This window comes from Geothrix sp., from assembly GCF_030219325.1.
Lineage (GTDB): Bacteria > Acidobacteriota > Holophagae > Holophagales > Holophagaceae > Geothrix.
Window position 1 is genome coordinate 2,016,753 of record NZ_CP126625.1, and the last position, 22,922, is coordinate 2,039,674.

Genomic DNA, 22,922 nt, shown 5'->3' on the forward strand with positions numbered 1-22,922 from the left:
GGGGATCCGACCAGTCTAGACGGTCGGGGACCGGACCGCCGGATCCTTGGTGGTCCGGCTCCGACCAGGGGTGCCTCAGGCCGGCGGGTAGTCGCGGGCGGTCTCCCGTCCGGAGAGCACGCGCAGGGCGCCCTTGGCGAGGGCGGCCATCTCGTTCTCGCCGGGGTAGACCTTGACGCCGCAGCCCAGGGCCGCGGTGAGGCGATCCAGCTCGGCGACCAGCTTCGCGGAGCGGGCCATGCCGCCGGTCAGCAGGATGGCGTCGATGGGCTCGCCTTCGAAGGCCGGCGCCAGAGCCGTGATGGCCTTGGCAATCTGGTAGGTCAGGGCTGCGTAGACCAGGCCGGCCTCGGCATCCCCGGCCTCCACGCGGCGCTCCACCTCGCGCATGTCGGCGGTGCCCAGCAGGTCGATCATGCCGCCGCGGCCCTTGTTGAGAAGCTTCAGCTCGGCCTTGGTGTACTTGCCGGAGAAGCAGAGGTCGATGAGCTGGCCCGGCGGCAGGCTGCCCGAACGCTGGGGCGAGAAGGGTCCCTCCCCGTCCAGGCCGTTGTTCACGTCGATGTAGCGGCCCTTGCGGTGGGCCCCCACGGTGATGCCGCCGCCCATGTGGGCCACGATCACGTTGACGCGCTCGTAGAAGGTCTCGTGCTCCTCGGCGTAGCGCCGGGCGGTGGCGATCTGGTTGAGGGCATGGCTGATCACCCGGCGGGGCAGCTCCTTCAGGCCCGTGATCTTGACCTTGGGATCCGCCTCATCCACCACGACCGGATCCACGATGTAGGCGGGCTTGCCCGTGCCCGCCACCAGCTCGGAGGCGATGAGGGCGCCGAGATTGCTGGCGTGCTCGCCGCGCTTCCCGGCCATCAGGTCCTCCAGCATGGGGGCCCCGACATTCCAGGTGCCGTGCGGGATGGGGCGCAGCAGGCCACCGCGGCCGGCCACGGCGTCCAGATCCTCCTGGCTGAGCCCCTTCCCGGCGAGGAAGCGCAGCACGGCCTCCTTGCGGAACGTGAACTGCTCCGTGATCGGGCGGCCCTCGAAGGGCTTCATCTCTTCGGCGGTGTGCTGGATCTCCTCGGTGCAGCGCTCCTCGTCGCCCTCGAAGACGGAGGTCTTGGTGGAGGTGGAGCCGGGATTCAGCACCAGCACGCGGTGGCGGCGGAAGAAGGTGTCCTTCGGGGTGCGCTTCCACTCGCCGTAGTGATGCAGGCGCATGACCGAGGCCTTCACGGCCAGGCGGATGTCCTCGGGCGTGCAGTCCATGGGCAGGTCCACGCCCTGGAACCAGAGGCCGAACATCACGGGGAATTTCTTCGCATCCGGGAAGCGGGTGGAATACAGGTGGTAGAGCAGGTTCCCCATGTCCAGGTTGGGGCAGACGATGACGTTGGGGCCGCCCTCCCAGGGCAGGCCGTCGGCGTGGTAGAGGTCTGCCGAGCGGCGCGACAGCGCCACGCTCACCTTGATCTCGCCACGGATGTGGATGGTGCCGTACCGGGCGGCGTGCTTGACGCGCTCGGCCAGGATGCCGGGCACCAGGTCCGCCGCCTGGCGCACCAGCTCCGGCGAGGGGCCCTCGTCGCTGCCGCGGTTGGAGTAGGAGACCATGGCGCAGCGGATCTCGGGAAGCACGTCCTCGGGGATCAGATCCCGCGCCACGGCGCAGGTGCCTACGGCCACCTCGGCCAGGGTGCGCGGGTTCATGGAGGCGTTCACGCCCACGTCGCCGAACACCACGATGTTGTGGGGATAGACGTCATCCGGATGGGAGTCCGGCAGCACGAACACGCCCGCCTCGCAGGCCACGCTGCGCTGGGCCAGCAGCTCCACCATGGGCCGGAAGAAGGCCTTGGGCTCGTGGATGGCGCCGCCCACCACCATGTCGGCATGACCCAGCTTCACGGCCCAGATGCCGAAGAGACAGGGATCGGCCATGCTGCCCCGCACCTCCTCCAGGCTCTGGTAGCGACCATGGCTGTGCCCCCACTCCACGCAGGCCGTGGCGAAAGTGGTCAGGAGGTCGGGGCGAGAGGCCGGGTCGACGAAGGCACTCTCGGACAGGGTGTAGGCGACCCGGTCCTCGCCCAGGTGCGCGAGCTGGCTGGCCGCCAGGGCCCGCACCTCTGCTTCGGGTGCGAGGAAGACGGGGCGGATGAAGCGCGCCAGGAAGCACACCGCCTCCAGCGTGCGGGGATCCAGGGCCTCGGGAAACACCACCGTGGGGCGGTTCCGGGGCTCCGCCAGCAGGCGGCTGTCGAGGGAGGCTTCGATGTCAAACATGGGACTCCAAGACCATTCAGGGGCCTTCGCCCGCCGAGTCTATCAGGGCTCCGCAGCCGCTTTTCTACCTGATGGTCATATGTGACCTCAGCGGTCTGCGCTGCCCACGGATTCGACCCAGACCACCTCGCAGGAACCATCCCCGGTATCCGTCCGCGTGAGGCTGCTGACCCAGTGCCAGCCGTCCGGCCCATCGGCCCGCACCAGCTGCCCGCGGAGCGCCACGAGCTGGCCGGGCCGCACGGACAGCAGGCGCCGTTCCACCGCCGCCGTCGCCGGGATCAGGTGCATGTTCGCCGCGTGGATCATGACTTCGGAGGCGGGGATCGACAGATGCTCGGCACTCCAGAAGAACCAGCGGTCCCGCTGGGTGACGGTGATGTCCTGGAGGACCCGGGAATCGGACATGGGGCCCCAGCCCAGTGCGAAGTCCACCGGCGACAGCTCTGCGGGGCGATCGAAGCGGTAGCGTTCGACGCCCAGCACCCGGGCCCGGAGCTCGAAGCGGGCGAGGGGTGTGATCGTGTGGTTCCGGAAGGTCCACGGGGCCGCGGGTTCCGCGGCGGTCTGCAGGGGCTCCTCCGGCGCCAATACGCCAGCGGGCTGGACGAGGGGACGCCCCTGCCACCACCAGAGGCCCATGCCGACGGCGGCCACGCCCAGGGCCAGCAGTCCCCAGCGTTCCCTCAGCCACTCCCGGAGATCGTCCATCCCGCCAGCATACCTGCCGGAGAATGGTGATGCCCGTCACGGCGCCGGGGACAGCCCAGCCTATCTTTCGAGCCTTCGTATGGTTCTTTTCCCCCTGGATCCAAGCCGCCCGCTCCTAGCTGAAACAGCTGAGCCGGGGCGCCGGACCAAGGAAGAACCCCAGTATCCGGGCGGGACGGCGCCTCGGACCGGTTTACACACCCAACCCCGTCCCCTGGAGTCCTCATGGACCTCACCTGGCTTTCCGCCAACCCCGGCCTGACCCTGCTTGCCCTGCTCGGCACCGCCTTCGCGGTGCTCCTGCTCAGCAAGTGGATCCGCTACATCCCCAACAACCGCGTGGGCATCGTCGAGAAGCTCATCAGCGGCAAGGGCTCGGTCAAGACCGGCCTCATCGCCCTGGGCGGCGAGGCGGGCTTCCAGCCCCAGCTCCTGCGCGGCGGCTGGCACCTGCTCACGCCCTTCCAGTACCGCATCCACAAGATGCCCCTGGTGACCATCCCCCAGGGCAAGATCGGCTACATCTTCGCCCGGGACGGCAAGGACCTGCCGCCCACCCAGACCCTGGCCAGCAACAGCCACGGGGCTGACTTCCAGGATCTGGTGGCCTTCCTGCAGAACGGCGGCCAGAAGGGACCCCAGCGGCAGATCCTCCGCGAGGGCATCTATGCCATCAACCTGGCCCAGTTCGTGGTGCTCACCGAAGACCAGCTCTACTACCTGCCCCTGGACAAGAGCGAGCTGGAGACCTTCCAGAAGATGAGCGCCATCATCGCGGAGCGCGCCGGCTGGCGGCCCGTCATCATCCGCGGCGCGGACGACGCCGTGGGCATCGTCACCGTGCATGACGGCCCGAGCCTCCAGAGCGGCGAGATCATCGCCTCCACCGTGGGCGAGGATCCCCAGAAGGCCTCGACCTACCACAACAACTTCCAGGACGCCGACAAGTTCCTGGTGGCCGGGGGCCAGCGGGGACGCCAGTACCAGGTGCTGGTGGAAGGCACCTACTACATCAACCGGCTCTTCGCGACCGTGGAGATGATTCCCAAGACCGTGGTGGAAGTGGGCACCGTGGGCGTGGTGGTGAGCTACACCGGCGCCATCGGCGCCGACATCAGCGGCCAGGAGTACCGCCACGGCGAGCTGGTCACCAACGGCCAGCGCGGCGTCTGGAGCGATCCCCTGCTGCCGGGCAAGTACGCCTTCAACACCTACGCCGGCAAGGTGCTCATGGTGCCGACCACGAATTTCATCCTGAAATGGACGAAGGGCGAGGTGGGCAGCCACAAGTTCGACGAGAACCTCTCCGAAGTGAGCCTCATCACCAAGGACGCCTTCGAGCCGAACCTGCCCCTCAGCGTCGTGGTGCACATCGACTACCGCAAGGCGCCCCTGGTCATCCAGCGCTTCGGCGACATCAAGAAGCTGGTGGAGCAGACCCTCGATCCCATGGTCAGCGCCTACTTCAAGAACGTGGGCCAGACCCGCACCCTCATCCAGCTCATCCAGGACCGCAGCGCCATCCAGGAGCTGAGCGGCGTCCAGATGAAGGAGAAATTCACCCAGTACAACCTGGAACTCCAGGAAGTGCTCATCGGCACGCCCACCAGCGGCGCCCCCGGTGGCCAGATCGAGCAGATCCTCGTGCAGCTCCGCAGCCGCCAGATCGCCAATGAGCAGGTGGAGACCTACAGCCGCCAGGAGAACGCCGCCGTCAAGGAACGGGAGCTCCGGGAAGCCGAGGCCAAGGCCAAGCAGCAGACCATGCTCACAGAATCTGCCATCAGCATCGAGGTGCAGAGCAACCAGGGCAAGGCCGACTACGCCAAGGCCCAGCAGCAGGCGGCGCAGATCCAGACCCTCGCCGGCGCCGAAGCCGAGAAGGTGCGCCTCATGGGCGAGGGCGAGGCCAAGCGCATCAAGGTCATGGCGGAAGCCCAGGCCGAGCAGGCCGCCCGGGTGGGCATCGCCCAGGCCATGGCCATCGAAGAGCAGGTGCGAGCCTACGGCGGCCCGCAGTTCCAGCTGGTGCAGCAGGTCATGAACCGCTTCGCCGAGGCCATCGAGAAGTCCCAGGTGGACGTCGTTCCCAAGATCCACATGGGTGGTGGCGACAAGGGCGGCGGCAGCCTCATCGAAAGCCTGCTGGGCCTCCTGCTCAGTGAGAAGGCTGGTCAGCTGGCGGGTGTGGTACCCACCACCGCACCCAATGCCGAGGCCGAAGCCCTGAAAGCGGCGCTGCGGCAGAACCTGACGAAATAGATCCCTTACCCACGCAGCCCCCGGTGGCAGGCTCCCCTGCCCCGGGGGCTGTTCCCGGCTGCTGCCTTACTGCGCGAGTGGTGTGGCAGTCCGGGTTTCCGCCTGCTCCTCGGCGCAGGCCTTCCGGCTGCTCCACACCAGCCAGGCGGCCCAGGCGTTGAACAGCGCCACGCCGCCCAGGATGGCCGCCAGGCGGATGAAGGGTTGTTCATAGGCCATGCGCAGCTCGACCCGCATGACGGTCATGACGGTCCAGATCAGCGTGCAGAGGCCCAGGACGCCCGTCATGAGGAAGCGGATCTCCGCCCAGGGGATGAACAGCGCCACCATCAGCATGCCGGTGAGGGGCACGATCATGATCAGCGGGAAGCCCAGGCGCATGGCCAGCACGGCCATCAGGAGCAGGCAGAACTGGGCGGGCAGGATGCGGCGGAAGGACATGGAACCCCCTGCGAAAAATAAATCATACCAAATTGTCTTAAATATTTGATCACAACCGGAGTGGTAGCCTATAGGCTCTTCCATTCCTGCTTTTCCAATCAAAATGAGCCAGCCTGGACGTGGGATTCCACCGACCGGCGCTCCCCCGATCCGGATCCCCGCATGCTCACCTACCTGCTGCTCCTGATGCCCACCCAGATCCAGACCCAGGGCTTCGCACCCACCCTGCCCCCGCAGGCCGAGGCGCTGCTCAAGGCCAAGGATTGGGCGGGACTCGCGGACTGGTTCGAGACGGTCCCGCCTGCCACCCGGGGAACCTTCTATGAGCAGTGGATCCAGAGCCTCAACCGGAGCCAGCGCTGGGCTCGCCTCCTCACGGTGTGCGAGGCGCTGCAGCCCCAGCTGGAGGCGAAATCCGGTCCCCGTCTCGGCACCTACCGCCTGTACCGGGCCCAGGCCCTCGGCCAGCTGGGGCGCCACGGAGAAGCGGCCATCGCGCACGCCGAGAACGCCCGGCTCGGGTACGCCCCCGGCTTCGCCCAGGCCTGCACCGAGGCCCGGCTGGCCCAGGAGTGGCCCACCCTGCTGGCCTGCTCGGAGGAACTGCTGTCCAGGCAGGCCGAGGACGCGGACGGCATGGCCTGGAAAGGCGAGGCCCTGGCCCGCCTCCATCGGCTGGACGAAGCCGAACCGATGCTGCGGGCCGCCCTGGCCAAGGATCCGAAGATCGCCTACGCCTGGAACAACCTGGGGCGCTGCCTCAATGAGAAGAAGGCCTGGGCCGAGGCCTGTGAGGCGCTGGACCGGGCCCTGGCCCTGGAGCCCAACCAGCTGGAAGCCCTGTTCAACCGCGGCCGCTGCCTCTTCGAATTGAAGCGCTACAAGGAGAGCCGGGATGACTTCCGGGCGGCCCTTGCGCTCCAGCCGGACAACCTCCTGCTGGTGGAAAACCTGCGGCAGGCCGAACGCTACGCCGCCCTGCCGGCGCCGAAGCCCGCGCCGGCGCCCAGGAAACGGTAGCCGGATCTCCTACACTGGTCGCATGTCCGACGCCCTGCTCCACGATCTTCTCGATGCCTGCCGCCGCCTCCATGCCGGGGGCCTGCTGGCGGCCTCGGACGGGAACCTGTCCATGCGCCTGCCCAACGGCCTCATCGCCATGACGCCCAGCGGCGTGCCCAAGGCGAAGGTGCAGCTGGGCGACCTGGCCTACCTGCAGCTGGACGGCACCATTCAAGCAGGCCGGCCCAGCAGCGAGCGGGCCATGCACCTGGCCATCTACCGGGCGGTGCCTGAGGCGAAGGCCATCGTCCACGCCCACCCGCCCACGGCCATCGCCTGGTCCCTGGCCCGGCCTGAGCTAGAGGAGCTTCCTTCCGACGGTCTGCCCGAGGTGATCCTCGCCGCGGGCCGCATCCCCATCGTGCCCATGGCCCTGCCCGGCACCGAGGCCATGGGTGCGAATCTCCTGCCCTTCCTGCCCGCGCACCGCCTCATGATCCTGGCCCGCCACGGCGGCCTCTGCTGGGGCGGGCACATGGACGAGGCCGCTGGTGGCATGGAACGCCTGGAGCAGGTGGCCACCATCCTCTGGAAGGCCGAGACCCTCGGTGGCGCCAAGCCGCTCTCTGTCCCTGAGCTTGAGGAACTGCGGGCCTTGAGGGCCAGGCTCGGGCCAAAAATCATTTGATTTGAATCCGCAGATGGCGCAGATGACGCAGATTGAATTCACGATCATCCAGCATTTCATCTGCGAAATCTGCGTCATCTGCGGTTAAAGAAAAGGCTTTCCATGAATCCCTTCGAATCCCTCGGTCTCCGGCACGACGGCCGCACCCTCTGGGTGCTGGACCAGACGCAGCTTCCCGACGCGGAGGTCTGGCTGGATGGCAGCGAGCCTGAGGCCATGATCGCCCTCATCCAGCGGCTGGCGGTGCGGGGCGCGCCCCTCATCGGCGTGGCGGCGGCGGCAAGCCTGGCCACCTTCGCGCACCGGGGCGCCCCGGCCACCGAGTACGCCGCCGCCTGCGGGGCCCTCCGCGCGGCGCGCCCCACGGCCGTGAACCTCATGTGGGCCATGGACCGCATGAGGGGCGCCGCCGATCCCGTTCGCGAGGCCCAGGCCATCTTCGAAGAGGACGTGCGGCTCTGCGAAGGCATGGCGCGGCACGGGGCGGAGCTCATCCAGGACGGCGAGGGCCTGCTCACCCACTGCAACACCGGCGGCCTGGCCACTGCGGGCATCGGCACGGCCCTGGGCGTCATCCGCCGGGCCCACGAGCAGGGCAAGCGCATCCACGTGTACGCGGACGAGACCCGCCCGCTGCTCCAGGGCGGCCGCCTCACGGCCTGGGAGCTGCGGAAGCTGGGCATCCCCTCGACCCTGATCACCGACAGCATGGCGGCCCTGCTGCTGCGCGACGGCAGAGTTCAGCGGGTGCTGGTGGGCTCGGACCGGGTGGCTGCCAACGGCGACTTCGCCAACAAGGTGGGCACCTACGGCCTCGCCGTGCAGGCCCGCCACCACGGCGTGCCCTTCCATCCCGTGGCCCCCTTCTCCACGGTGGACCTAGCCTGCCCGGACGGCGCCGCCATCCCCATCGAGCTGCGCGGCGAGACCGAAGTCCGCGGCTACGGCGCCCTGCGTTGGGCCCCCGAAGGCATGCCCACCTGGAATCCCAGCTTCGACGTCACCCCCGTGGACCTCGTTACCAGCCTGGTGCTGGATCGCGGCGTGTACAGCGCCGATGAGCTTCGCTCGGGCGTGCTGGCCAGGGTCTGCGGCTGATCCGAACCTACCTGAGCATCTCCAGGATGGAGTCGATCTGGGTGGACACCTGGATGATGTTGGCGTTCACGCTCTCGATCTCCTGGGTCAGGGCCCGGACGGTGTCCACGGACTTGCCCATCTGATCGGCCACCACCGCGAAGCCCCGCCCGTGGGTGCCCGCCTTGGCGGCCTCGATGCTGGCGTTGAGGGCCAGCATCTGCATGCTGGACATCACCTGGTTGATCTCCTTGACGATGGCCTGGCTGCCCTGGAGCCCCGTGGCCAGCCGGTCCTTGATCGGGTGGACGACATCGGACACCTCGTCCTGGGTGTGCTGGCGGTGCTCGGCCATGACCTGGATCATCAGCCGGGCCATGCCGTGGGTGAGGATTCCGGTGTGGGTGCCTGCCAGACGCTCGGCCAGCAGCTCATCGAAGCCTTCGATGCCGGTGGTCTCGATCACGAAGTCGACCTTCTCCCGCTTCAGGGCCTGCTCGAAATCCGTGTAGATGGGGATCTGCTTCGCCTTGGCGGCCACCATGGCCGGGGCCGTGACGCTCCGGTCCACCACGAAGCGGATCCGGGCGAGCCTGCTCGAGTCGAAGAAGCCGAACAGCTGCATGCCGCCCCGCCCGCCACCGATCACGCCGATGGTGATCGCCTCATGGTTGGCCGCCAGATCCACCATCGATGCCCCCTGTCCAGACATCCTCATCGGAAGCTGGCCCCAGCGAGTCCACTTATGGATCGGAGCCCTCAGTGGGCAGGCTGGAACTCCCTCAGGGAGGGCGCATTGGTCTTGGTGGCGAAGCCCTCGGGTGGGTAGATGTAGTCCAGGTCGAAGCAGGCGGTGCAGAAGTCCTGGCGGCGTCCGGGCAGCAGCTCCTCGAAGTCGGCCACTTCCAGCCAGCGCAGGCTGTCGGCGCCGAGGTAGTCCCGGATCTCCGCCTCCGACATGCGGTTGGCGATGAGTTCCTCCCGCGTGGGCGTGTCGATGCCGTAGAAGCAGGGGCCGATGACCTTGGGCGAGCCGATGCGGACGTGGATCTCCTTCGCCCCGGCCTGGCGCACCATCCGCACGAGCTTCCGCAGGCTCGTGCCCCGCACGATGGAGTCATCGATGAGCACCACGCGCTTGCCCGGGAAGAAGTCCGGCAGCGGGTTGAACTTCTGCTTCACGCCTTCGTCCCGGCTGGCCTGGGTGGGCTTGATGAAGGTGCGGCCCACGTAGTGGTTGCGCAGGAGCCCCATGCCGAACTCGGCCTGCTTGGCCTTGGCATAGCCCAGGGCGATGAAGTTGGAGGAATCGGGCACGGGCATCACCACCAGGTCATCCCCGTTGGCCAGGGCCGCGTCCTTGGCGGCCATGCAGGCCCCGATGCGCTGACGGGTCTGGTAGACGCTCTCGCCGAAGTGGCTGCTGTCGGGCCGGGAGAAGTAGATGAGCTCGAAGACGCAGTGCCGGGGCTGGAGGGGCGCGCGTCCCACGGACTGCAGGGGCTGGCCTCGCTCCAGCCGGAGGATCTCGCCGGGCAGGACCTCCCGCAGGAGCCGCGCGCCGACGATGCCGAAGCCGCAGGACTCGGAGGAGAACACCGCGCCTTCGCTGGGGGGTTCGCCCTCGCCCTCGTGGGTCAGGTGGCCCATGACCATGGGCCGGAAGCCGTGGGGATCGCGGAAGGCGTAGAGACGGTCGCGGTACATCAGCACCGTGGAGAAGGCGCCCTTCAGCTCGGCCTGCACCCGGGCGATGGCCGCCTCGATGGCCAGGCCGCGGACATGGTACATGGCGATGAGGCGGCCGATGAGCTCGGCGTCGTTGTCACTCTTGAAGACCACACCCTCGCCCTCCAGGCGGGCGCGGAGCTCCCCGTAGTTGATGAGGTCGCCGTTGGAGGAGATGGCCATGACCGGTCCTTCGGCCAGCTCGATGAGGTGGGGCTGCGCATTGACCACGTCGCTGCAGCCTGCAGTCGGATAGCGAACGTGACCGATGGCCGTGGTGCCCGCCAGCCGGCCCTGGACTTCCTCGTCCAGCACCTGTTTCACCAGGCCCATGCCCTTGTGGCCCACGATGCGGCCCCCGGCGTCCCGGGCGGCGGCGCCACAGCTCTCCTGGCCCCGGTGCTGGATGGCAAAAAGGATCGACGCGACGAGTCCGGTGGCGCCTTCAGCTTCAAATACACCTGCAATGCCGCACACGCTGGACCTCCGGAGATGAAAACGCCGCCAGTACCGGAACAGCCTCCGGAGCGGACGGAAGGTCAGGATACCAAGAGGAGCGCTGATTCCGGAGGATGGCGGTCCGGCACCGGCCTGACGGGTTCCATCCGCCTCACTGCCCCCGCCCGCTCAGCGCCTGCAGGCCCACGCCCACCACGATGACCGCGAGGGCCACCCAGCGCATGGGCGTCATGGCCTCGCCGAGGAACGCGCGGGCCATGAGGGCGTTGGCGATGAAGCCGAGGGCCAGGAAGGGATAGGCGTAGTTCACCTGCACCATGGAGAGGGCGCCCAGCCAGACGACCACGCTCACGGCATAGCAAGCCAGGCCCGCGATCACCCAGGGCTCGAGCACCAGCCGGAACAGCGGCCCCGCGGCCAGCTGCATGCCCCCCGCCGCCTGGAGCCCCTTCTTCAGGCAGATCTGCGCCGCGGCATTGAGCAGCACGCCCAGCACGATGAGGGGGATGGCCTTCAGGTTGGGGCTCACGGGGCCTCCTCGGGGATGGGGTTCGGTCGCTTCCTGAGCAGCAGGATCTCACCTCCGCCCGTGGGCACCGAGAGCAGCACCTCGAAGCGGGCTCGCAGGGCCGGCGTCATGCCCCAGGCGTCCTGCTCCCACTCGCCGCGCTGGGCCACGAGACGGGCCTCGGCATCCATGCCTTCCAGGGCCCGGGCCGAGCGCAGCTCGGGCATCAGGTGATCGGTGTAGACCATGACGCCACTGCGGATGGTCTGCCAGTAGAAGACGGGGCGACCGGCGATGAGGGGCTGGACGGCCGCGGTCCAGCGCCGGTAGGACTTGGGGGGATCCAGCAGCCGGAAACCCCAGGTCCCCCCCACCAGGTAGAGCAGGCCCAGAGACAGCGCCGCGCCCGGAACAAGCCGCGCCCCCCGGCCGCGGACCGCCTGCACCACCACGAAGACCGTACCGGCCACCATGCCCAGGGCCATGAGGCGCAGGGGGCCGAGGAAGGAGGCGAGCTGCGCCTGCACCTTGGCGCCGCCCATGCCCAGGGCCAAAGCGCTCAGGGCGGCCGCGGGCAAGGCCAGCCCCGCGGCGAGCAGCCCCCCCAGGCGCCGGGCCCGAGCCGCCTCCGCCCCGCGGATCAGGTCCGCGAGCAGCAGAGCCAGGAAGGGATAGCCCATGAGCAGGTACTTGCCCTGCTTGCTCTGCACCAGGCTCAGGAAGACGAAGGGGACGACGAAGGCCAGCAGGAGGAAGCGCTTCGCGGGATCCGCGAGGCGGCGCTCCCGGCGCAGGTGCAGGGCCAGGGCCGGCAGCCACAGCACCCAGGGGAAGAAGTCGCCCAGCATGTACTCGCCGTACTTCCACCAGGGGTGGATGTGGTCCCAGGCCCGGGTGGCCCGCTCGAAGTTCTGGAAGATGATCAATTCATAGGCGTAGTGGGCCCCGCCCTTCAGGCCCGCCGCGATGTACCAGGGCGAGACCAGCAGCAGCGTGATGGCCAGGCCGGCCACGATGCCCGCCCGGCGCAGGACCGTGAAGTCCCGCTGCCAGGCCAGGAAGGCGGCCAGCACGAGGACGGACAGCAGGGGCGCCAGCGGTCCCTTGGCCAGGAAGGCCAGGGCCAGCCAGAAGTAGGCCTTGAGGAACCAGCGGCGCGGCTCATCGGGCTGCCCTGGCTCCCCGGGGCGCTGCAGCAGCAGGTAGCCCCCCAGCCAGCAGAGCCAGCTCCAGGCCAGCAGGGCCGAGAAGAGCAGGTCGATCTGGATGAACTGGCTCTGCCAGAACCAGAGGGGCGTCGTGGCCAGGATCAGCGCCGCGGGCTCCGCGAGGTCGGGCTCCAGGAAACGCGCGGCCCAGCGCCGGAAGGCCGAGAGGAAGGCCACGGCGGCGAGCACCGAGGGCAGGCGCAGGGCCCAGGCCGCCACGCCCTGGGTGAAGCCGAGGCCGCCGGTGAGCGCATCCAGCAGCACCGAGGCGGCCTTCATCACCCAGTAGTAGAGGATCGGCTTCTCGCTGTAGGGCACGCCGTTGAGGTAGGGCAGGATCCAGTCGCCCCGCAGGCGCATCTCCTTCACGCACTGGGCGAAGTCCGGCTCATCCGGTGCCCAGAGGTCGCGCATGGGGAGCACGGCCAGGAGCAGGAGCGCGAAGAGCAGTTCCGGCGCGTGGGCGCGCAGCCACAGGGCGAGGCGGGAGGGCGAAGACAGCTGGGGTGAAGGTGCGTCCATCCCTCCATCTTCCCCTGGAAGCCGCCTCCCCGCCCAGGGAGTAGAATGGGGCCATGACACCCACCCTGCTCGCCACCCTGCTCCTGACCCTTCCCCTCGCCGCCGACGGCGTGAAGGAGGACCTCAAGCAGGCGGGCAAGGCCGTGGGCCAGACTGCCAAGGAAGGCGGAAAGGCCGTGGGCCAGACTGCCAAGGAAGGCGGAAAGGCCGTGGGCCACGCGGCCAAGGAAGGTGGCAAGACCATCGGGCATGCCGCGAAGGAAGGTGGCAAGGCCGTGGGCCACGCCGCGAAAGAAGGCGGCAAAGCCGTGGGCCACGGTGCGACGACCGCCGCCAAGGGCGTGGCCAAGGGCGCGAAGGAGGCCGCGCAAGGGGTTAAAGAGGCGGTGAAGAAGTAGGTCGAGCCTGGGGCCTGCCCTACCGCCTGCGCGCCACCACTGCCGCGGGGTTCCGCGCCACTTCCTCCCACCGCGCCTTCTCGTCGGCGCTGAGCTGCTTCCAGTTGGCGGCCTTGGCCAGCACGAGGACCGGCTTTGACGGGTCCTCCGCCTTCAGGCAGTCGGCCAGGGTACCCAGCGAGGCTGGGTCTTCGTTGAACCAGCGGCCCGCGTCGGCCAACCGATCCCGACCGTAGGCCAGCTCGCCCGTGCCCGCCACCACCACCACCCGCGTGCGGGCGTAGAAGGGGAGGCCCTGGAAGTAGGTCCCGTAGCTGATCCACCGGGCCTCACCCGGAATGCCACGCACCAGCTCCGCCACGGACTTGCCGGGTCCCGCCGCCGCCTGGGCGGCCAGCACCAGCAGCCAGAGGGCGGTCCCCAGGGCCGCCATCAGGCGGGGACCGCTCAGCCCCCGGGGCCGCAGCGCCCAGGCGCCGAGGCCGGCAAAACCGGCGCCCAGGGCCAGCATCCAGCCGAGACCGCCGAGATCCTTGCGGAAGAGGCCCGCCGCCAGCAGGAAGAGGCCCCCGAGCAGGATCAGCTCCCAGCCCATGCGGCGCAGGGCCAGGCGCTCTTCGCCATCGCGCTCGAAGGTGCAGGCCAGGGCCGCCAGCGGCACGATCGCCGGCAGGATGTAGGGGGGCAGCTTGGAGCCCGACACGCTGAAGAAGACCAGGGGCCAGAGGAAGGCCAGGACCGTGGTGCCGACGATCCAGCGGGCCAGGTGATCCTGCCCCTGGGGACCGCGACCCGTCAGGAAGGTCCAGCTGCGCCTCAGGCCCACGACCGTCGCCGACAGCCAGGGCAGCAGCCCCAGGGCGAGGACCCCGAGGAAGTAGAGCTTGTCCAGCAGCCAGTTGTTGGAGCCCTGCCGCGCGTGCTCATGGGTGAGGAAGCGGCGGAAGTGCTCGTGGATGAAGAAGAAGTCCGCGTGGCCAGGATTGACGCGGTTCACGGCCCAGAACCAGGGCACCACCAGGGCCAGGTAGAGCAGCCAGCCCAGGGGATCCAGGGCAGTGCGCAGCACGGCGCGGCGGAGTGCCGCATCCTTCCACGCGAAGGCCAGGGAGAAGAGGAGGATGCCGCCGGTGAGGATGACTTCCGCCAGCCCCTTGGTGAGCATGGCGCCCGCCAGCAGGACGAAGGTCAGCAGGGTCCAGCCGAGGGCCGGGCGGCCTTCCCGGCGCCGGGCCACGGCCTCCACGAAGGCCGCGATGGCGGCCACCAGGAAGGCGCTGAAGAGGGCGTCCAGGGTGAGCAGCTGCCCCACCAGGAAGGCCAGCAGCCCCGTGGCCGCCATGAAGGGCGCCCACAGGGGGTTCCGGGCGCCCAGGCGCCTGGCCAGCCGCCAGGCGGCCCAGATCATGAGGCCCGAGGCCAGGGCCAGGGGCAGGCGCGCCGCGGCGCCGTTCAGGCCGAAGAGCTTCATGCCGATGGCGGAGAGCCAGTACTGCAGGGGCGGCTTCTCGAAGTAGAGGACGCCGTTCAGGTGTGGGGTCAGCCAGTCGCCCGTCGCCAGCATCTCCCGGGGGATCTCGGCATAGCGGCCCTCGTCCGGTTCCCACAGCGGACGGACCAGCAGGGGCAGCAGGCCGAGGAAGAGCCAGAGGAGCAGGAGTGTGTTGCGTTCGCGGCGCGACATGGGGCGCAGACGGGCGGCTAGTTCTCGGTCTCGATGACCTTCTCTTGCGCCTTGTGCTCTTCCACGAAGAAGTCGATGGTCTTCTTCAGCGAATCCATCATCGAGACCTTGGGCGCGAAGCCGAAGGTGCTTTGCATGCGCTTGATGCTGGGCGTGCGGCGGGCCACGTCCTGGTAGCCCTTGCCGTAGAACTCGCCGCTGCCGGTCTCGACCATGCGGCCTTCGGGAATGCCGCGCTCGATGCGGAAGGGATGGTCCTTCCAGATGGCGATCATCATCTCGGCGATCTCGCGCACGCTGTAGTCGTTCTTGGGGTTGCCGATGTTGAAGATCTGGCCGTCGGCCTTGCCGCCCTCGTTGCGCAGCACGGCCATGAGGCCGTCCATGGCATCGGCCACGTCGATGAAGCAGCGGCGGGCCGTGCCGCCATCCACCAGCTGCAGGGGCTCGCCGTTGAACAGGTTCCAGCTGAACTGGGTCACCAGGCGGCTGCTGCCCTCCTTGGCGGTGTTGAGGCTGTCCAGCTTGGGGCCCATCCAGTTGAAGGGGCGGAACAGCGTGAACTTCAGGCCCTGCTGGAAGCCGTAGGCCCAGATCACGCGGTCGAGCAGCTGCTTGCTGGTGCTGTAGATCCAGCGGTTCATGGGGATGGGGCCGGTGACCAGGGGCGACTCGTGTTCATCGAACTCGGCGTCCGGACACATGCCGTAGACTTCCGAGGTGCTGGGGAAGATGACGCGCTTCTTGTACTTCACGCACTGGCGGACCACGCGGAGGTTCTCCTCGAAGTCCAGCTCGAACACGCGCAGGGGATCGGTCACGTAGATCTTCGGCGTGGCGATGGCCACCAGGGGCAGCACCACGTCGCACTTCTTGATGTGGTACTCGATCCACTCCTTGGAGATGGTCACGTCCCCCTCCACGAAGTGGAAGCGGGGATTGGCCAGGTGGTCCGCCACCTTGTGGGCGCCCAGATCCAGGCCGTAGACCTCCCAGTCCGTGTCCTGCATGATGCGGTCCACCAGGTGGGAACCGATGAAGCCGTTGACACCGAGGATGAGGACCTTCACGTGGACTCCTTGCGCAAACGGTTGAGTTTATCAGGACCCTGCGACAGTGTCCTGCTCAGATCCTGCAGACCACCTTGCCGAAGCCCTGCCCGGCGGCCAGATGGCGCTGGGCTCCGGGGTAGTCCTCCAGGGCGAAGACCTGGTCCAGCACGGGCCGGAAAGGCGGATTGGTGGGATTCCGCTGGATCAGGGACAGCAGCGTCCAGAGGTGCTCCCGGCGGCCCATGTAGGAGCCGCGGATCTGGATCTGCTTGGCGAAGAGGGCCTGCAGATTGAAGGGTGTTTCGGGCCCCGTGGTGGCGCCGCAGGTGACGATGCGGCCCCCGCGGGAGCAGGCGGCCATGCTGGTGGTCCAGGTGGCGGCCCCGGTGTGCTCGAAGACCACGTCCACGCCCCGCTTGCCCGTGAGTTCGCGCACCTTGCCGGCCAGGCTCTTCAGGTCGCCGCGGACGAGCACGTGCTCGGCGCCCAGGTCCCAGCACTGCATGGCCTTGGCCTCGCTGCCCACCACGGCGATGGCGCTGCCGCCCAGGGCCCTCACCAACTGGATGGCGGCGCTGCCCACGCCGCTGCCGCCGCCCCAGACCAGTACGGTCTCGCCGGGGCGCAGCTGGCACTTGTGGACGAGCATCTCCCAGGCCGTGAGGAAGACCAGGGGGAAGGCCGCGGCCTGCTCGAAGCTCCAGTTGCCGGGGATGGGCAGCAGGTTCGCGGCGGGCACCAGCACGTGGGTGGCCGCCGTGCCATCGCACACGTGACCCAGGATGCCGTAGGCCGGGCAGAGCATGTCGTCGCCGCGCAGGCAGGCCGGGCACACGCTGCAGCTGAGCCCCGGCGCGATCATGGCGCTGCCGCCCAGTTCCACGCCCGGCGGCAGGGCCGTGCCCTCGCCGACGGCCTCCACCACGCCCGCGCCATCGCAACCCGGCGTGAGCGGCAGGGGGAGCGGGAAGCCCGGGATGCCCTCGGTGGTCCAGAGGTCCAGGCGGTTGAGGGCCATGGCCTTCAAAGACAGGCGCACCCAGCCCGGCTTGGGGTCGGCGGGCGTGAACGGCTCGTGCACCGGGGAGCCCGCCGGGCCGTGCTCGCGGATGCGGAAACGGAACGCTTCGGCCATGGCAGCCTCCGGGTTATTCCGACTTCAGGGATCGCGTCATCAACCGCCGCACGGCCTCTTCGGGCCGTTCGCCGTTGAGGAGGCGCAGCACCTCGGCGGCGATGGGCAGCTCGAGGCCGTGCTCTCGACCCAGGTCCAGGGCCGCCTCGCAGGTGAACATGCCCTCGATGACCTGGCCGCCCAGGGCGTTCCGGGCCGCCTCCACGCTCTGGCCCTTCCCCACCTTCTCGCCGAAGGTGCGGTTGCGGCTCTGGGGGCCCGTGGCCGTGAGCAGCAGGTCGCCCATGCCGGCGAGGCCCATCACGGTGGATGGCTGGCCGCCCAGCACTTCCACCAGTCGGGACATTTCGGCCAGGCCCCGGGTGATGAGGGCGGCCCGGGCGTTGTAGCCCAGGCCCAGCCCATCCACCAGACCCGCCGCGATGGCGAGGACGTTCTTCAGGGCGCCGCAGAGCTCGGTGCCCAGCACGTCCCGGCTGAGGTAGATGCGCAGCTTCTCCGAGGCCAGCTGCGCCTGCAGAGCCTTGGCGCGCTCCTCTGAGACCGTGAGCGGCAGGGCCAGCACGATGGCCGTGGGCACGCCCAGGGACACCTCGTCCGCGAAGGAGGGGCCGGAGAGGGCGCCGACCGGCACGTCGAAGACGCCCGTGAGAGCCTGCGACAGGGTCTGGTGGGTGCTCTGCAGGATGCCCTTGCTCACGTGGACCACCAGCTCGGGGCGCTGCGGGGTCCGTGAGAGCAGGCCCCGCCAGGCCTCGGGCGACACCTGAGTGGGCATGGCCGAGATCCAGAGGGGCGCCTCGAAGGCGTGGGTGGGATTGTCGGAGGTCTGCAGGCCTTCCGGGAATTCGACGTCCTTGAGCCGCAGGTGCCGCCGGGTGGCGGCCATCTGGGCCATCTCTTCCTCGAAGGGCCCCCAGAGCGCCACCTTCGCGCCCTTCCGGGCCCAGGTCATGGCCAGGGCCGTGCCCCAGGCACCGGAGCCGAAGACGCCGATGTCAGCCTTAGCCATGGGCCTGCTCCTTCTTCGCACCCCAGAGGGGCGACTCGGTGCCCTTCAGCAGGCGCCGGATGTTCTCGTGATGCTTGGCCACGACGATCAGCACGATGTCCGCCCAGAGCAGCAGGACCACGGGCGTGGCCCCCTTCCAGATCAGGACGGCCAGCAGCGTCAGGGCGGCCACCACGCTGCCCAGGCTCACGTAGCGGAAGATCAGCAGCAGCACGATGAACACGCCCAGGGCGGGCAGGATCATGGCGGCACGGAAGGCCAGGGCCACGCCGAGCGCCGTGGCCACGCCCTTGCCCCCCTGGAACTTCAGCCAGGGGGTGAAGACGTGCCCCAGCACCGCACAGAGGGCCAGCAGCGACAGGACGGATTCCCCCATCCCCAGCTGCTTCGCGAGGTACACCGGCAGGAAGCCCTTCAGAATGTCCAGCAGCAGGGTCACGATGCCCAGGGCCTTGCCGCCCACGCGGCTGACGTTGGTGGCGCCGATGTTGCCGCTGCCGTGTTCGCGCACATCGCCCTTCCCCGCCAGCTTCACCAGCAGGAGGCCGAAGGGGATGCTTCCGCACAGAAAGGCGCCGAGGCACCACAGGACCAGGGAAGGCAGGGACATCAGAGGCATGGAGCCAGTGTATCAGCCGTTCCGCAGGGACCGCCGCAGCAGATCCAGCGCCTGGGCGGTGCTGCGCAGCTGTATCTCCGCCCGGTCCCCCGCCATCCTCGGCGCGCGCACCTGCGTTCCGTGCGGACCGGCCAGGGCGATGAAGACCGATCCGACGGGAGCCCCGCCTTCGGCGCCAGGTCCGGCATTGCCGCAGATGGCCAGGGCCCAGGTGGAACCCAGGCGTCGCCGCGCCGCCTCGGCCATGGCCACGGCGCAGGCCTCGGAGACCGTACCCACCTGGGCGAGCCAGGCTGGATCCAGGCCCAGGAGGGCGGTCTTCGCCGCCACGGTGTAGGCCGTCGCGCCCCCCAGGAAGGCCGTGCTGGCGCCGGGAATGGCCGTCAGGCGTGAGGCGAGCAGGCCCCCGCTCATGCTCTCGGCCACTGCGAGGGTCTCGCCCCGGGCCTTCAGCTGATCCAGGATGGCGTCTTCCAGGTTCCCGTCTCCCACGCTGGCCAGGTCATCGCCCAGCACCGGCTCGAAATCGAGGCGGGCCGCTTCCAGCAACCGGGGTTCGGGGCCCCGGGCCAGTAGCTCCACCTGGGTGAGGTTGGCGAGGATGGTCCAGTCGAGGTGGCCATGCCGTTCGCGGGCCTCCCGGGTGCGCTCGTCCAGGTTGCTCTCGGGCACGCCACACACGACCATGCGCAGCGTGTGCACCGGCTGGCCCGCCAGGGGCCGGAGCCGTGGTTCCACCCGCTCCTCCCACATCGTCTTCATCTCGCGGGGCACGCCCGGCATCATGACGATCCGGACGCCGGGGTGGCCCGGCGGGTCCTGCCACCACACGCCGGGGGCCGTGCCCACCTGGTTCCGCAGCGGCTCCGCACCGACGGGGATGAGGGCCTGCTTGAAGTTCACCTGGGGCGGCACCCGGTTGCGGGCGGCATAGAAGGCCAGCATGTCGGCCCGACTGGCGGCATCTTCCACCAGGTCCACGCTGAGGATCTCCGCGAACAGCTCTTTCGTGAAGTCGTCAAAGGTGGGGCCGAGTCCGCCCGTGGTGAGGATGAGGTCCGAGCGCGTCAGCGCCTCGCGGAACAGCCCGGCCAGCTCCTCGCGGCTGTCCCCCACGGCGGTCTTGCGGTGGAAGGCCAGGCCCAGGCCGGCCAGCCGCTCCCCCAGCCAGACCGAGTTGGTGTCCAGGCGCCGCGTGGTGAGCAGCTCCGTGCCGATGGCGATGCATTCGATGCGCATGGATGGAATGGAACCATGGGGCCGGGCAAAGCTCAAAGGCTTCCGCCCTCCAGCCACCGCTGCGTCACCCAGCGCCCGGCCCAGAGTCCGAAGCCGGTGCCCACCATGCTCAGGACCACCCCGGTGGTGAAACCCACCAGGGCACCGAGATACCAGCCCGCCAGACTGCCCACGGTGGCACCCACGAAGCCCATCAGCTTTTCCATGACCTGCCTCCGGGGTTATAGGATGAGGGGACTGCCCGAGGTGTTCCCATGATCGTGCCCGACCTCGATGACCTGGTGCTGGAATCCGACGAGGAGTCGGGCATCCGGGAGCTCGGGCGGCGCTTCCTCGCCCGGGGCCCCTGGACCACGGTGGCCTTCCTGGTGCAGACGAAGACCGATCCCGAGGGCGACTGGGAGGGCCCCTTCCTCTGGCTGCACCGCTACCAGAAGGTGGCCCAGGGCTGGAAGCTGGTGAGCCGCTTCCGCACCACGGAGACGACCCAGCTGGACAAGCTGATGGGAGCCTTCGAGGACTGGAAGGACTATTTCAATCCCGGCAGGTAGCGCTCCCGGATCACGGCCAAGTGGTGCGCCGCGTGGCCGTGGATGATGTAGGGGATGCAGCGCGTCGTGATCTGCTTGCCGCTGGTGGTGCCCTTGAAGTCCCAGGCCGCCTCCGGCAGGCTCCGGCAGAGAGTGAGGGTGGCCTCCCGCGCTGCGCGGAAATCCGCCAGCAGGTCGGCGAGGGTGCGCTCATCGGCCTTGGCCGCCGCCGCGTAGTCATCCTCCTCGAAGCCCGGCAGGGGGGTGGCGTCCCCCCGGCCCAGGCGCAGGGTGCGGTACGCGAAGATGCGCTCGGCATCGCTGAGGTGCTGGAGCAGGTCCTTCAGGCTCCACTTGCCGGGTGCGTAGCGGTAGGCGCCCTGGACCTCGGTGAGGGCCCCGAACAGGGCCGCCACCTCCGCCCCCTGGGCCTGGAGCACCGCCAGGAGGTCACCCTCCGGCGTGGCCCCCAGGTAGTGGGCGTAGGCTTCGCCATATTCGCTTGGCAGGGGTCGCTTGAGGCCCATGGCTACCTCCTAGAAAGTCATCACCTTCATGGTGTTCGTGGTGCCGGATTTCCACAGGGGCAGCCCCATGGTCATCACCACGCGATCGAAGCTGCCCACGCCGTGCTTGGCGATGAGCAGTTCGCGGACCGCCTCCACCATCTCGTCCGTGCTGGCCACGCGGGGGATGATGAGCGCGGTCACGCCACGCAGGATGCCCATGCGGCGGGCCGTCAGCTCGTCCACGGTGGCCCCCAGGACCGGCGTCCGCCCCGCCAGGCGGCTCACCATGCGGGCCGTACCGCCGCCCTCGGTGAAGGCCACGATCCAGCGGGCGTTGATCTCCTCGGCCGTGCGGCAGGCGGCAAAGGCCACGGAGATGTCCGTGCGGGCCAGCACCTTCTCGGCCAGGTCCTCGGGCAGGGTGGTGGCCCGCTGCTTCACGTTGGCGTCCGCCTCCGCCGCGATGCGGGCCAGCCACTGCACGGCCTCGACGGGGTGGGCGCCCGAGGCACTCTCGGCGCTCAGCATCACGGCGTCGGTGCCGTCCCAGATGGCGTTGGCCACGTCGCTGGCCTCGGCCCGGGTGGGCTGGGCGTGCTCGATCATGCTCTCCAGCATCTGGGTGGCGGTGATGACCGGTTTCAGCGCCTTGCGGGCGGCCTTGATGATCTGCTTCTGCAGGCCGGGGACGCGCTCCACGCCCAGTTCCACGCCCAGGTCGCCCCGGGCCACCATGACGCCCCAGCTGACGTCGAGGATCTCGCCCAGGTGCGCCAGGGCCGTCGGGTGCTCGATCTTGGCGATGATGGGCTGGGTGCCACCCAGGTGGTGGATGATGGCCTGCAGCTGCTGAACGTCCGAGGCCCGGCGCACGAAGCTCTGGGCGAAGAGATCCACGTTGTGCTCCACGCCCCACTTGATGTCGACGTGGTCCTTCTCGGTGAGCGGATCCATGTTGATGTCCATGCCGATGGGATGGACGCCCTTCCGCGCCTTGAGCGGGCCACCGATGACCACCTCGGCCTTCAGGAGGTCCGTGCCCTTGGCGAGGATCTTCACGGTGATGGCGCCGTCATCCAGCAGCCAGTGCTGGCCGGGCTCCGCGCCTTCGAAGAGCTCGGGGTGCGGCAGGGGTGCCGCCCAGGCGAAGCCGGTGGGAACGGGCGTGCCCGGCGTGTAGAACACGCCCTCGCTGCCCTCGGCGAGGTCCACGGGCGCCTCCAGCAGGCCAACGCGCCACTTGGGTCCCTGCAGGTCGAGGAACACCGGGATCGAGCGGCCCAGCTCCAGGGCGATGGAACGGACCTTCTCCAGGGCCTCGGACCGCGATTCCGGGTCCCCATGGCTGGCATTCAAGCGGACCGCATCCGCCTCCTTCAAGGCTTCCCGCAGCCGGTCGCCCTGCATGAGGGCAGGCCCCAAGGTCATCACGAGTTTGGTCTTGCGCACATCATCCCCCATCGCTTGCACAGGCATTCCACACACTTTTCCACATGCTGGGCCCGCGTTACAAAGTTATCACAGGCCCTTTCCCTTGCGTCATCGCGGTGATACCTTCGTTCTCCCGATACGGTTGTTGGAGAAGACGGAATGCGAGAGAAGCTGCGAACGCTCGTAGCCGAAATGGTGCGTGGCGGCATTCCACTGGAGCTGGCCCGGCGCGAGTTCGAGCGGGTCTACCTGGAGGAGGTGCTGGCCGCCCATGAGGGCAACCACAGCGCCGCCGCCCGCGAGCTGGGCATCCACCGGAACACCCTGGCCAAGAAGCTCGAGGCCCCGCCGAGCCGGCTGCGCCGCGTAAGTCTCGCCAGCTGATCTCCCTTTGTCCATGTGTCAAAGCCCGGCCCCGCGCCGG

The 22,922-nt window shown here is 69.0% G+C and carries 23 protein-coding genes; 7 read left to right on the forward strand and 16 right to left on the reverse strand.

What is annotated here, in order from left to right; all coding sequences use genetic code 11:
- Window positions 1-75 precede the first annotated feature (75 nt).
- Window positions 76-2,283 (reverse strand): butyrate kinase, encoded by a 2,208-nt coding sequence (gene buk, locus QOZ81_RS09100; protein WP_291198701.1) that lies wholly within the window; start codon window positions 2,281-2,283, stop codon window positions 76-78.
- An 87-nt stretch (window positions 2,284-2,370) separates the two neighbouring features.
- Window positions 2,371-2,994, reverse strand: coding sequence for a hypothetical protein (locus QOZ81_RS09105; RefSeq protein WP_291198698.1), 624 nt, complete (start codon window positions 2,992-2,994; stop codon window positions 2,371-2,373).
- Between the two features lie 225 nt (window positions 2,995-3,219).
- Between QOZ81_RS09105 and QOZ81_RS09110 the strand changes: the two genes are divergently transcribed.
- A complete protein-coding gene (locus QOZ81_RS09110) occupies window positions 3,220-5,256 on the forward strand; it encodes an SPFH domain-containing protein (protein WP_291198695.1) in 2,037 nt (678 codons plus the stop codon).
- A 66-nt stretch (window positions 5,257-5,322) separates the two neighbouring features.
- Here QOZ81_RS09110 and QOZ81_RS09115 read toward each other — a convergent pair whose 3' ends face one another.
- Window positions 5,323-5,697, reverse strand: coding sequence for a hypothetical protein (locus QOZ81_RS09115; protein WP_291198693.1), 375 nt, complete (start codon window positions 5,695-5,697; stop codon window positions 5,323-5,325).
- Window positions 5,698-5,859: 162 nt separating this feature from the next.
- Here QOZ81_RS09115 and QOZ81_RS09120 point away from each other — a divergent pair, with 162 nt between their 5' ends.
- The 3 genes from QOZ81_RS09120 to mtnA all read left to right on the forward strand — a co-directional run bounded on the left by QOZ81_RS09120 (window position 5,860) and on the right by mtnA (window position 8,485).
- Window positions 5,860-6,717: a tetratricopeptide repeat protein gene (locus QOZ81_RS09120; protein WP_291198690.1), complete on the forward strand. Its 858-nt coding sequence runs from the start codon at window positions 5,860-5,862 to the stop codon at window positions 6,715-6,717.
- A 22-nt stretch (window positions 6,718-6,739) separates the two neighbouring features.
- On the forward strand, window positions 6,740-7,387 hold the full coding sequence (locus QOZ81_RS09125) for a class II aldolase/adducin family protein (RefSeq protein ID WP_291198688.1): 648 nt from the start codon (window positions 6,740-6,742) through the stop codon (window positions 7,385-7,387).
- Between the two features lie 102 nt (window positions 7,388-7,489).
- Window positions 7,490-8,485: an S-methyl-5-thioribose-1-phosphate isomerase gene (mtnA, locus tag QOZ81_RS09130; protein ID WP_291198685.1), complete on the forward strand. Its 996-nt coding sequence runs from the start codon at window positions 7,490-7,492 to the stop codon at window positions 8,483-8,485.
- A gap of 7 nt (window positions 8,486-8,492) precedes the next feature.
- Here the strand turns inward: mtnA and QOZ81_RS09135 are convergent, their stop codons facing one another.
- The 4 genes from QOZ81_RS09135 to QOZ81_RS09150 form a co-directional block, all read right to left on the reverse strand.
- Entirely contained in the window at window positions 8,493-9,155 is a 663-nt protein-coding gene (locus tag QOZ81_RS09135; protein ID WP_291198682.1) for a methyl-accepting chemotaxis protein, read from the reverse strand.
- Between the two features lie 68 nt (window positions 9,156-9,223).
- The gene (purF, locus tag QOZ81_RS09140) at window positions 9,224-10,669 is read right to left on the reverse strand and encodes an amidophosphoribosyltransferase (RefSeq protein WP_291198679.1); all 1,446 of its coding nucleotides are present in this window, start codon (window positions 10,667-10,669) and stop codon (window positions 9,224-9,226) included.
- A 133-nt stretch (window positions 10,670-10,802) separates the two neighbouring features.
- Window positions 10,803-11,180, reverse strand: coding sequence for a hypothetical protein (locus QOZ81_RS09145; RefSeq protein ID WP_291198677.1), 378 nt, complete (start codon window positions 11,178-11,180; stop codon window positions 10,803-10,805).
- Complete coding sequence (locus QOZ81_RS09150; protein WP_291198675.1) at window positions 11,177-12,889, reverse strand: ArnT family glycosyltransferase; 1,713 nt, start codon at window positions 12,887-12,889, stop codon at window positions 11,177-11,179. The genes QOZ81_RS09145 and QOZ81_RS09150 overlap by 4 nt, the downstream gene beginning before the upstream one ends.
- Window positions 12,890-12,942: 53 nt before the next feature.
- On the opposite strand from QOZ81_RS09150, the gene QOZ81_RS09155 reads away from it, so the two are divergent.
- A complete protein-coding gene (locus tag QOZ81_RS09155; RefSeq protein WP_291198673.1) occupies window positions 12,943-13,287 on the forward strand; it encodes a hypothetical protein in 345 nt (114 codons plus the stop codon).
- 19 nt (window positions 13,288-13,306) lie between these two features.
- Here QOZ81_RS09155 and QOZ81_RS09160 read toward each other — a convergent pair whose 3' ends face one another.
- From QOZ81_RS09160 to QOZ81_RS09190, 7 genes are read right to left on the reverse strand one after another with little or no spacing between them, the layout of a single operon-like run.
- A complete protein-coding gene (locus tag QOZ81_RS09160; protein ID WP_291198671.1) occupies window positions 13,307-14,971 on the reverse strand; it encodes a glycosyltransferase family 39 protein in 1,665 nt (554 codons plus the stop codon).
- A 17-nt stretch (window positions 14,972-14,988) separates the two neighbouring features.
- A complete protein-coding gene (locus QOZ81_RS09165) occupies window positions 14,989-16,041 on the reverse strand; it encodes a bifunctional UDP-4-keto-pentose/UDP-xylose synthase (RefSeq protein WP_291198668.1) in 1,053 nt (350 codons plus the stop codon).
- 55 nt (window positions 16,042-16,096) lie between these two features.
- On the reverse strand, window positions 16,097-17,158 hold the full coding sequence (locus tag QOZ81_RS09170; protein ID WP_291198665.1) for a zinc-binding dehydrogenase: 1,062 nt from the start codon (window positions 17,156-17,158) through the stop codon (window positions 16,097-16,099).
- A 13-nt stretch (window positions 17,159-17,171) separates the two neighbouring features.
- Window positions 17,172-18,170, reverse strand: coding sequence for an NAD(P)H-dependent glycerol-3-phosphate dehydrogenase (locus QOZ81_RS09175; protein ID WP_291198662.1), 999 nt, complete (start codon window positions 18,168-18,170; stop codon window positions 17,172-17,174).
- Window positions 18,163-18,780 carry a glycerol-3-phosphate 1-O-acyltransferase PlsY gene (gene plsY / locus QOZ81_RS09180; RefSeq protein ID WP_291198659.1) on the reverse strand — a complete coding sequence of 206 codons (618 nt, stop codon included), beginning with the start codon at window positions 18,778-18,780 and terminating at the stop codon, window positions 18,163-18,165. Before plsY ends, QOZ81_RS09175 begins: the two co-directional genes overlap by 8 nt.
- Window positions 18,781-18,801: 21 nt before the next feature.
- The gene (locus QOZ81_RS09185; RefSeq protein ID WP_291198657.1) at window positions 18,802-20,028 is read right to left on the reverse strand and encodes a CinA family nicotinamide mononucleotide deamidase-related protein; all 1,227 of its coding nucleotides are present in this window, start codon (window positions 20,026-20,028) and stop codon (window positions 18,802-18,804) included.
- Window positions 20,029-20,060: 32 nt separating this feature from the next.
- The gene (locus QOZ81_RS09190) at window positions 20,061-20,234 is read right to left on the reverse strand and encodes a hypothetical protein (RefSeq protein ID WP_291198655.1); all 174 of its coding nucleotides are present in this window, start codon (window positions 20,232-20,234) and stop codon (window positions 20,061-20,063) included.
- A 48-nt stretch (window positions 20,235-20,282) separates the two neighbouring features.
- Here QOZ81_RS09190 and QOZ81_RS09195 point away from each other — a divergent pair, with 48 nt between their 5' ends.
- Window positions 20,283-20,579, forward strand: a complete 297-nt coding sequence (locus QOZ81_RS09195; protein ID WP_291198652.1) for a hypothetical protein — start codon at window positions 20,283-20,285, stop codon at window positions 20,577-20,579.
- Here QOZ81_RS09195 and QOZ81_RS09200 read toward each other — a convergent pair.
- Together QOZ81_RS09200 and pyk are read right to left on the reverse strand one after the other, a co-directional pair.
- Window positions 20,558-21,085 (reverse strand): DinB family protein, encoded by a 528-nt coding sequence (locus QOZ81_RS09200; RefSeq protein WP_291198649.1) that lies wholly within the window; start codon window positions 21,083-21,085, stop codon window positions 20,558-20,560. The two genes, QOZ81_RS09195 and QOZ81_RS09200, sit on opposite strands and share 22 nt — an antisense overlap.
- A gap of 9 nt (window positions 21,086-21,094) precedes the next feature.
- Entirely contained in the window at window positions 21,095-22,516 is a 1,422-nt protein-coding gene (pyk, locus tag QOZ81_RS09205) for a pyruvate kinase (RefSeq protein WP_291198646.1), read from the reverse strand.
- Between the two features lie 141 nt (window positions 22,517-22,657).
- Between pyk and QOZ81_RS09210 the strand changes: the two genes are divergently transcribed.
- Entirely contained in the window at window positions 22,658-22,882 is a 225-nt protein-coding gene (locus tag QOZ81_RS09210) for a helix-turn-helix domain-containing protein (protein ID WP_291198643.1), read from the forward strand.
- The last annotated feature ends 40 nt before the right edge of the window (window positions 22,883-22,922 follow it).

Coding starts and splice junctions, on each gene's coding strand:
- buk (WP_291198701.1), bottom strand. CDS start 2,283: ATGTTTGACATCGAAGCCTCCCTCGACAGCCGCCTGCTGGCGGAGCCC.
- QOZ81_RS09105 (WP_291198698.1), bottom strand. CDS start 2,994: ATGGACGATCTCCGGGAGTGGCTGAGGGAACGCTGGGGACTGCTGGCC.
- QOZ81_RS09110 (WP_291198695.1), top strand. CDS start 3,220: ATGGACCTCACCTGGCTTTCCGCCAACCCCGGCCTGACCCTGCTTGCC.
- QOZ81_RS09115 (WP_291198693.1), bottom strand. CDS start 5,697: ATGTCCTTCCGCCGCATCCTGCCCGCCCAGTTCTGCCTGCTCCTGATG.
- QOZ81_RS09120 (WP_291198690.1), top strand. CDS start 5,860: ATGCTCACCTACCTGCTGCTCCTGATGCCCACCCAGATCCAGACCCAG.
- QOZ81_RS09125 (WP_291198688.1), top strand. CDS start 6,740: ATGTCCGACGCCCTGCTCCACGATCTTCTCGATGCCTGCCGCCGCCTC.
- mtnA (WP_291198685.1), top strand. CDS start 7,490: ATGAATCCCTTCGAATCCCTCGGTCTCCGGCACGACGGCCGCACCCTC.
- QOZ81_RS09135 (WP_291198682.1), bottom strand. CDS start 9,155: ATGGTGGATCTGGCGGCCAACCATGAGGCGATCACCATCGGCGTGATC.
- QOZ81_RS09150 (WP_291198675.1), bottom strand. CDS start 12,889: ATGGACGCACCTTCACCCCAGCTGTCTTCGCCCTCCCGCCTCGCCCTG.
- QOZ81_RS09155 (WP_291198673.1), top strand. CDS start 12,943: ATGACACCCACCCTGCTCGCCACCCTGCTCCTGACCCTTCCCCTCGCC.
- QOZ81_RS09160 (WP_291198671.1), bottom strand. CDS start 14,971: ATGTCGCGCCGCGAACGCAACACACTCCTGCTCCTCTGGCTCTTCCTC.
- QOZ81_RS09170 (WP_291198665.1), bottom strand. CDS start 17,158: ATGGCCGAAGCGTTCCGTTTCCGCATCCGCGAGCACGGCCCGGCGGGC.
- QOZ81_RS09175 (WP_291198662.1), bottom strand. CDS start 18,170: ATGGCTAAGGCTGACATCGGCGTCTTCGGCTCCGGTGCCTGGGGCACG.
- plsY (WP_291198659.1), bottom strand. CDS start 18,780: ATGTCCCTGCCTTCCCTGGTCCTGTGGTGCCTCGGCGCCTTTCTGTGC.
- QOZ81_RS09185 (WP_291198657.1), bottom strand. CDS start 20,028: ATGCGCATCGAATGCATCGCCATCGGCACGGAGCTGCTCACCACGCGG.
- QOZ81_RS09190 (WP_291198655.1), bottom strand. CDS start 20,234: ATGGAAAAGCTGATGGGCTTCGTGGGTGCCACCGTGGGCAGTCTGGCG.
- QOZ81_RS09195 (WP_291198652.1), top strand. CDS start 20,283: ATGATCGTGCCCGACCTCGATGACCTGGTGCTGGAATCCGACGAGGAG.
- QOZ81_RS09200 (WP_291198649.1), bottom strand. CDS start 21,085: ATGGGCCTCAAGCGACCCCTGCCAAGCGAATATGGCGAAGCCTACGCC.
- QOZ81_RS09210 (WP_291198643.1), top strand. CDS start 22,658: ATGCGAGAGAAGCTGCGAACGCTCGTAGCCGAAATGGTGCGTGGCGGC.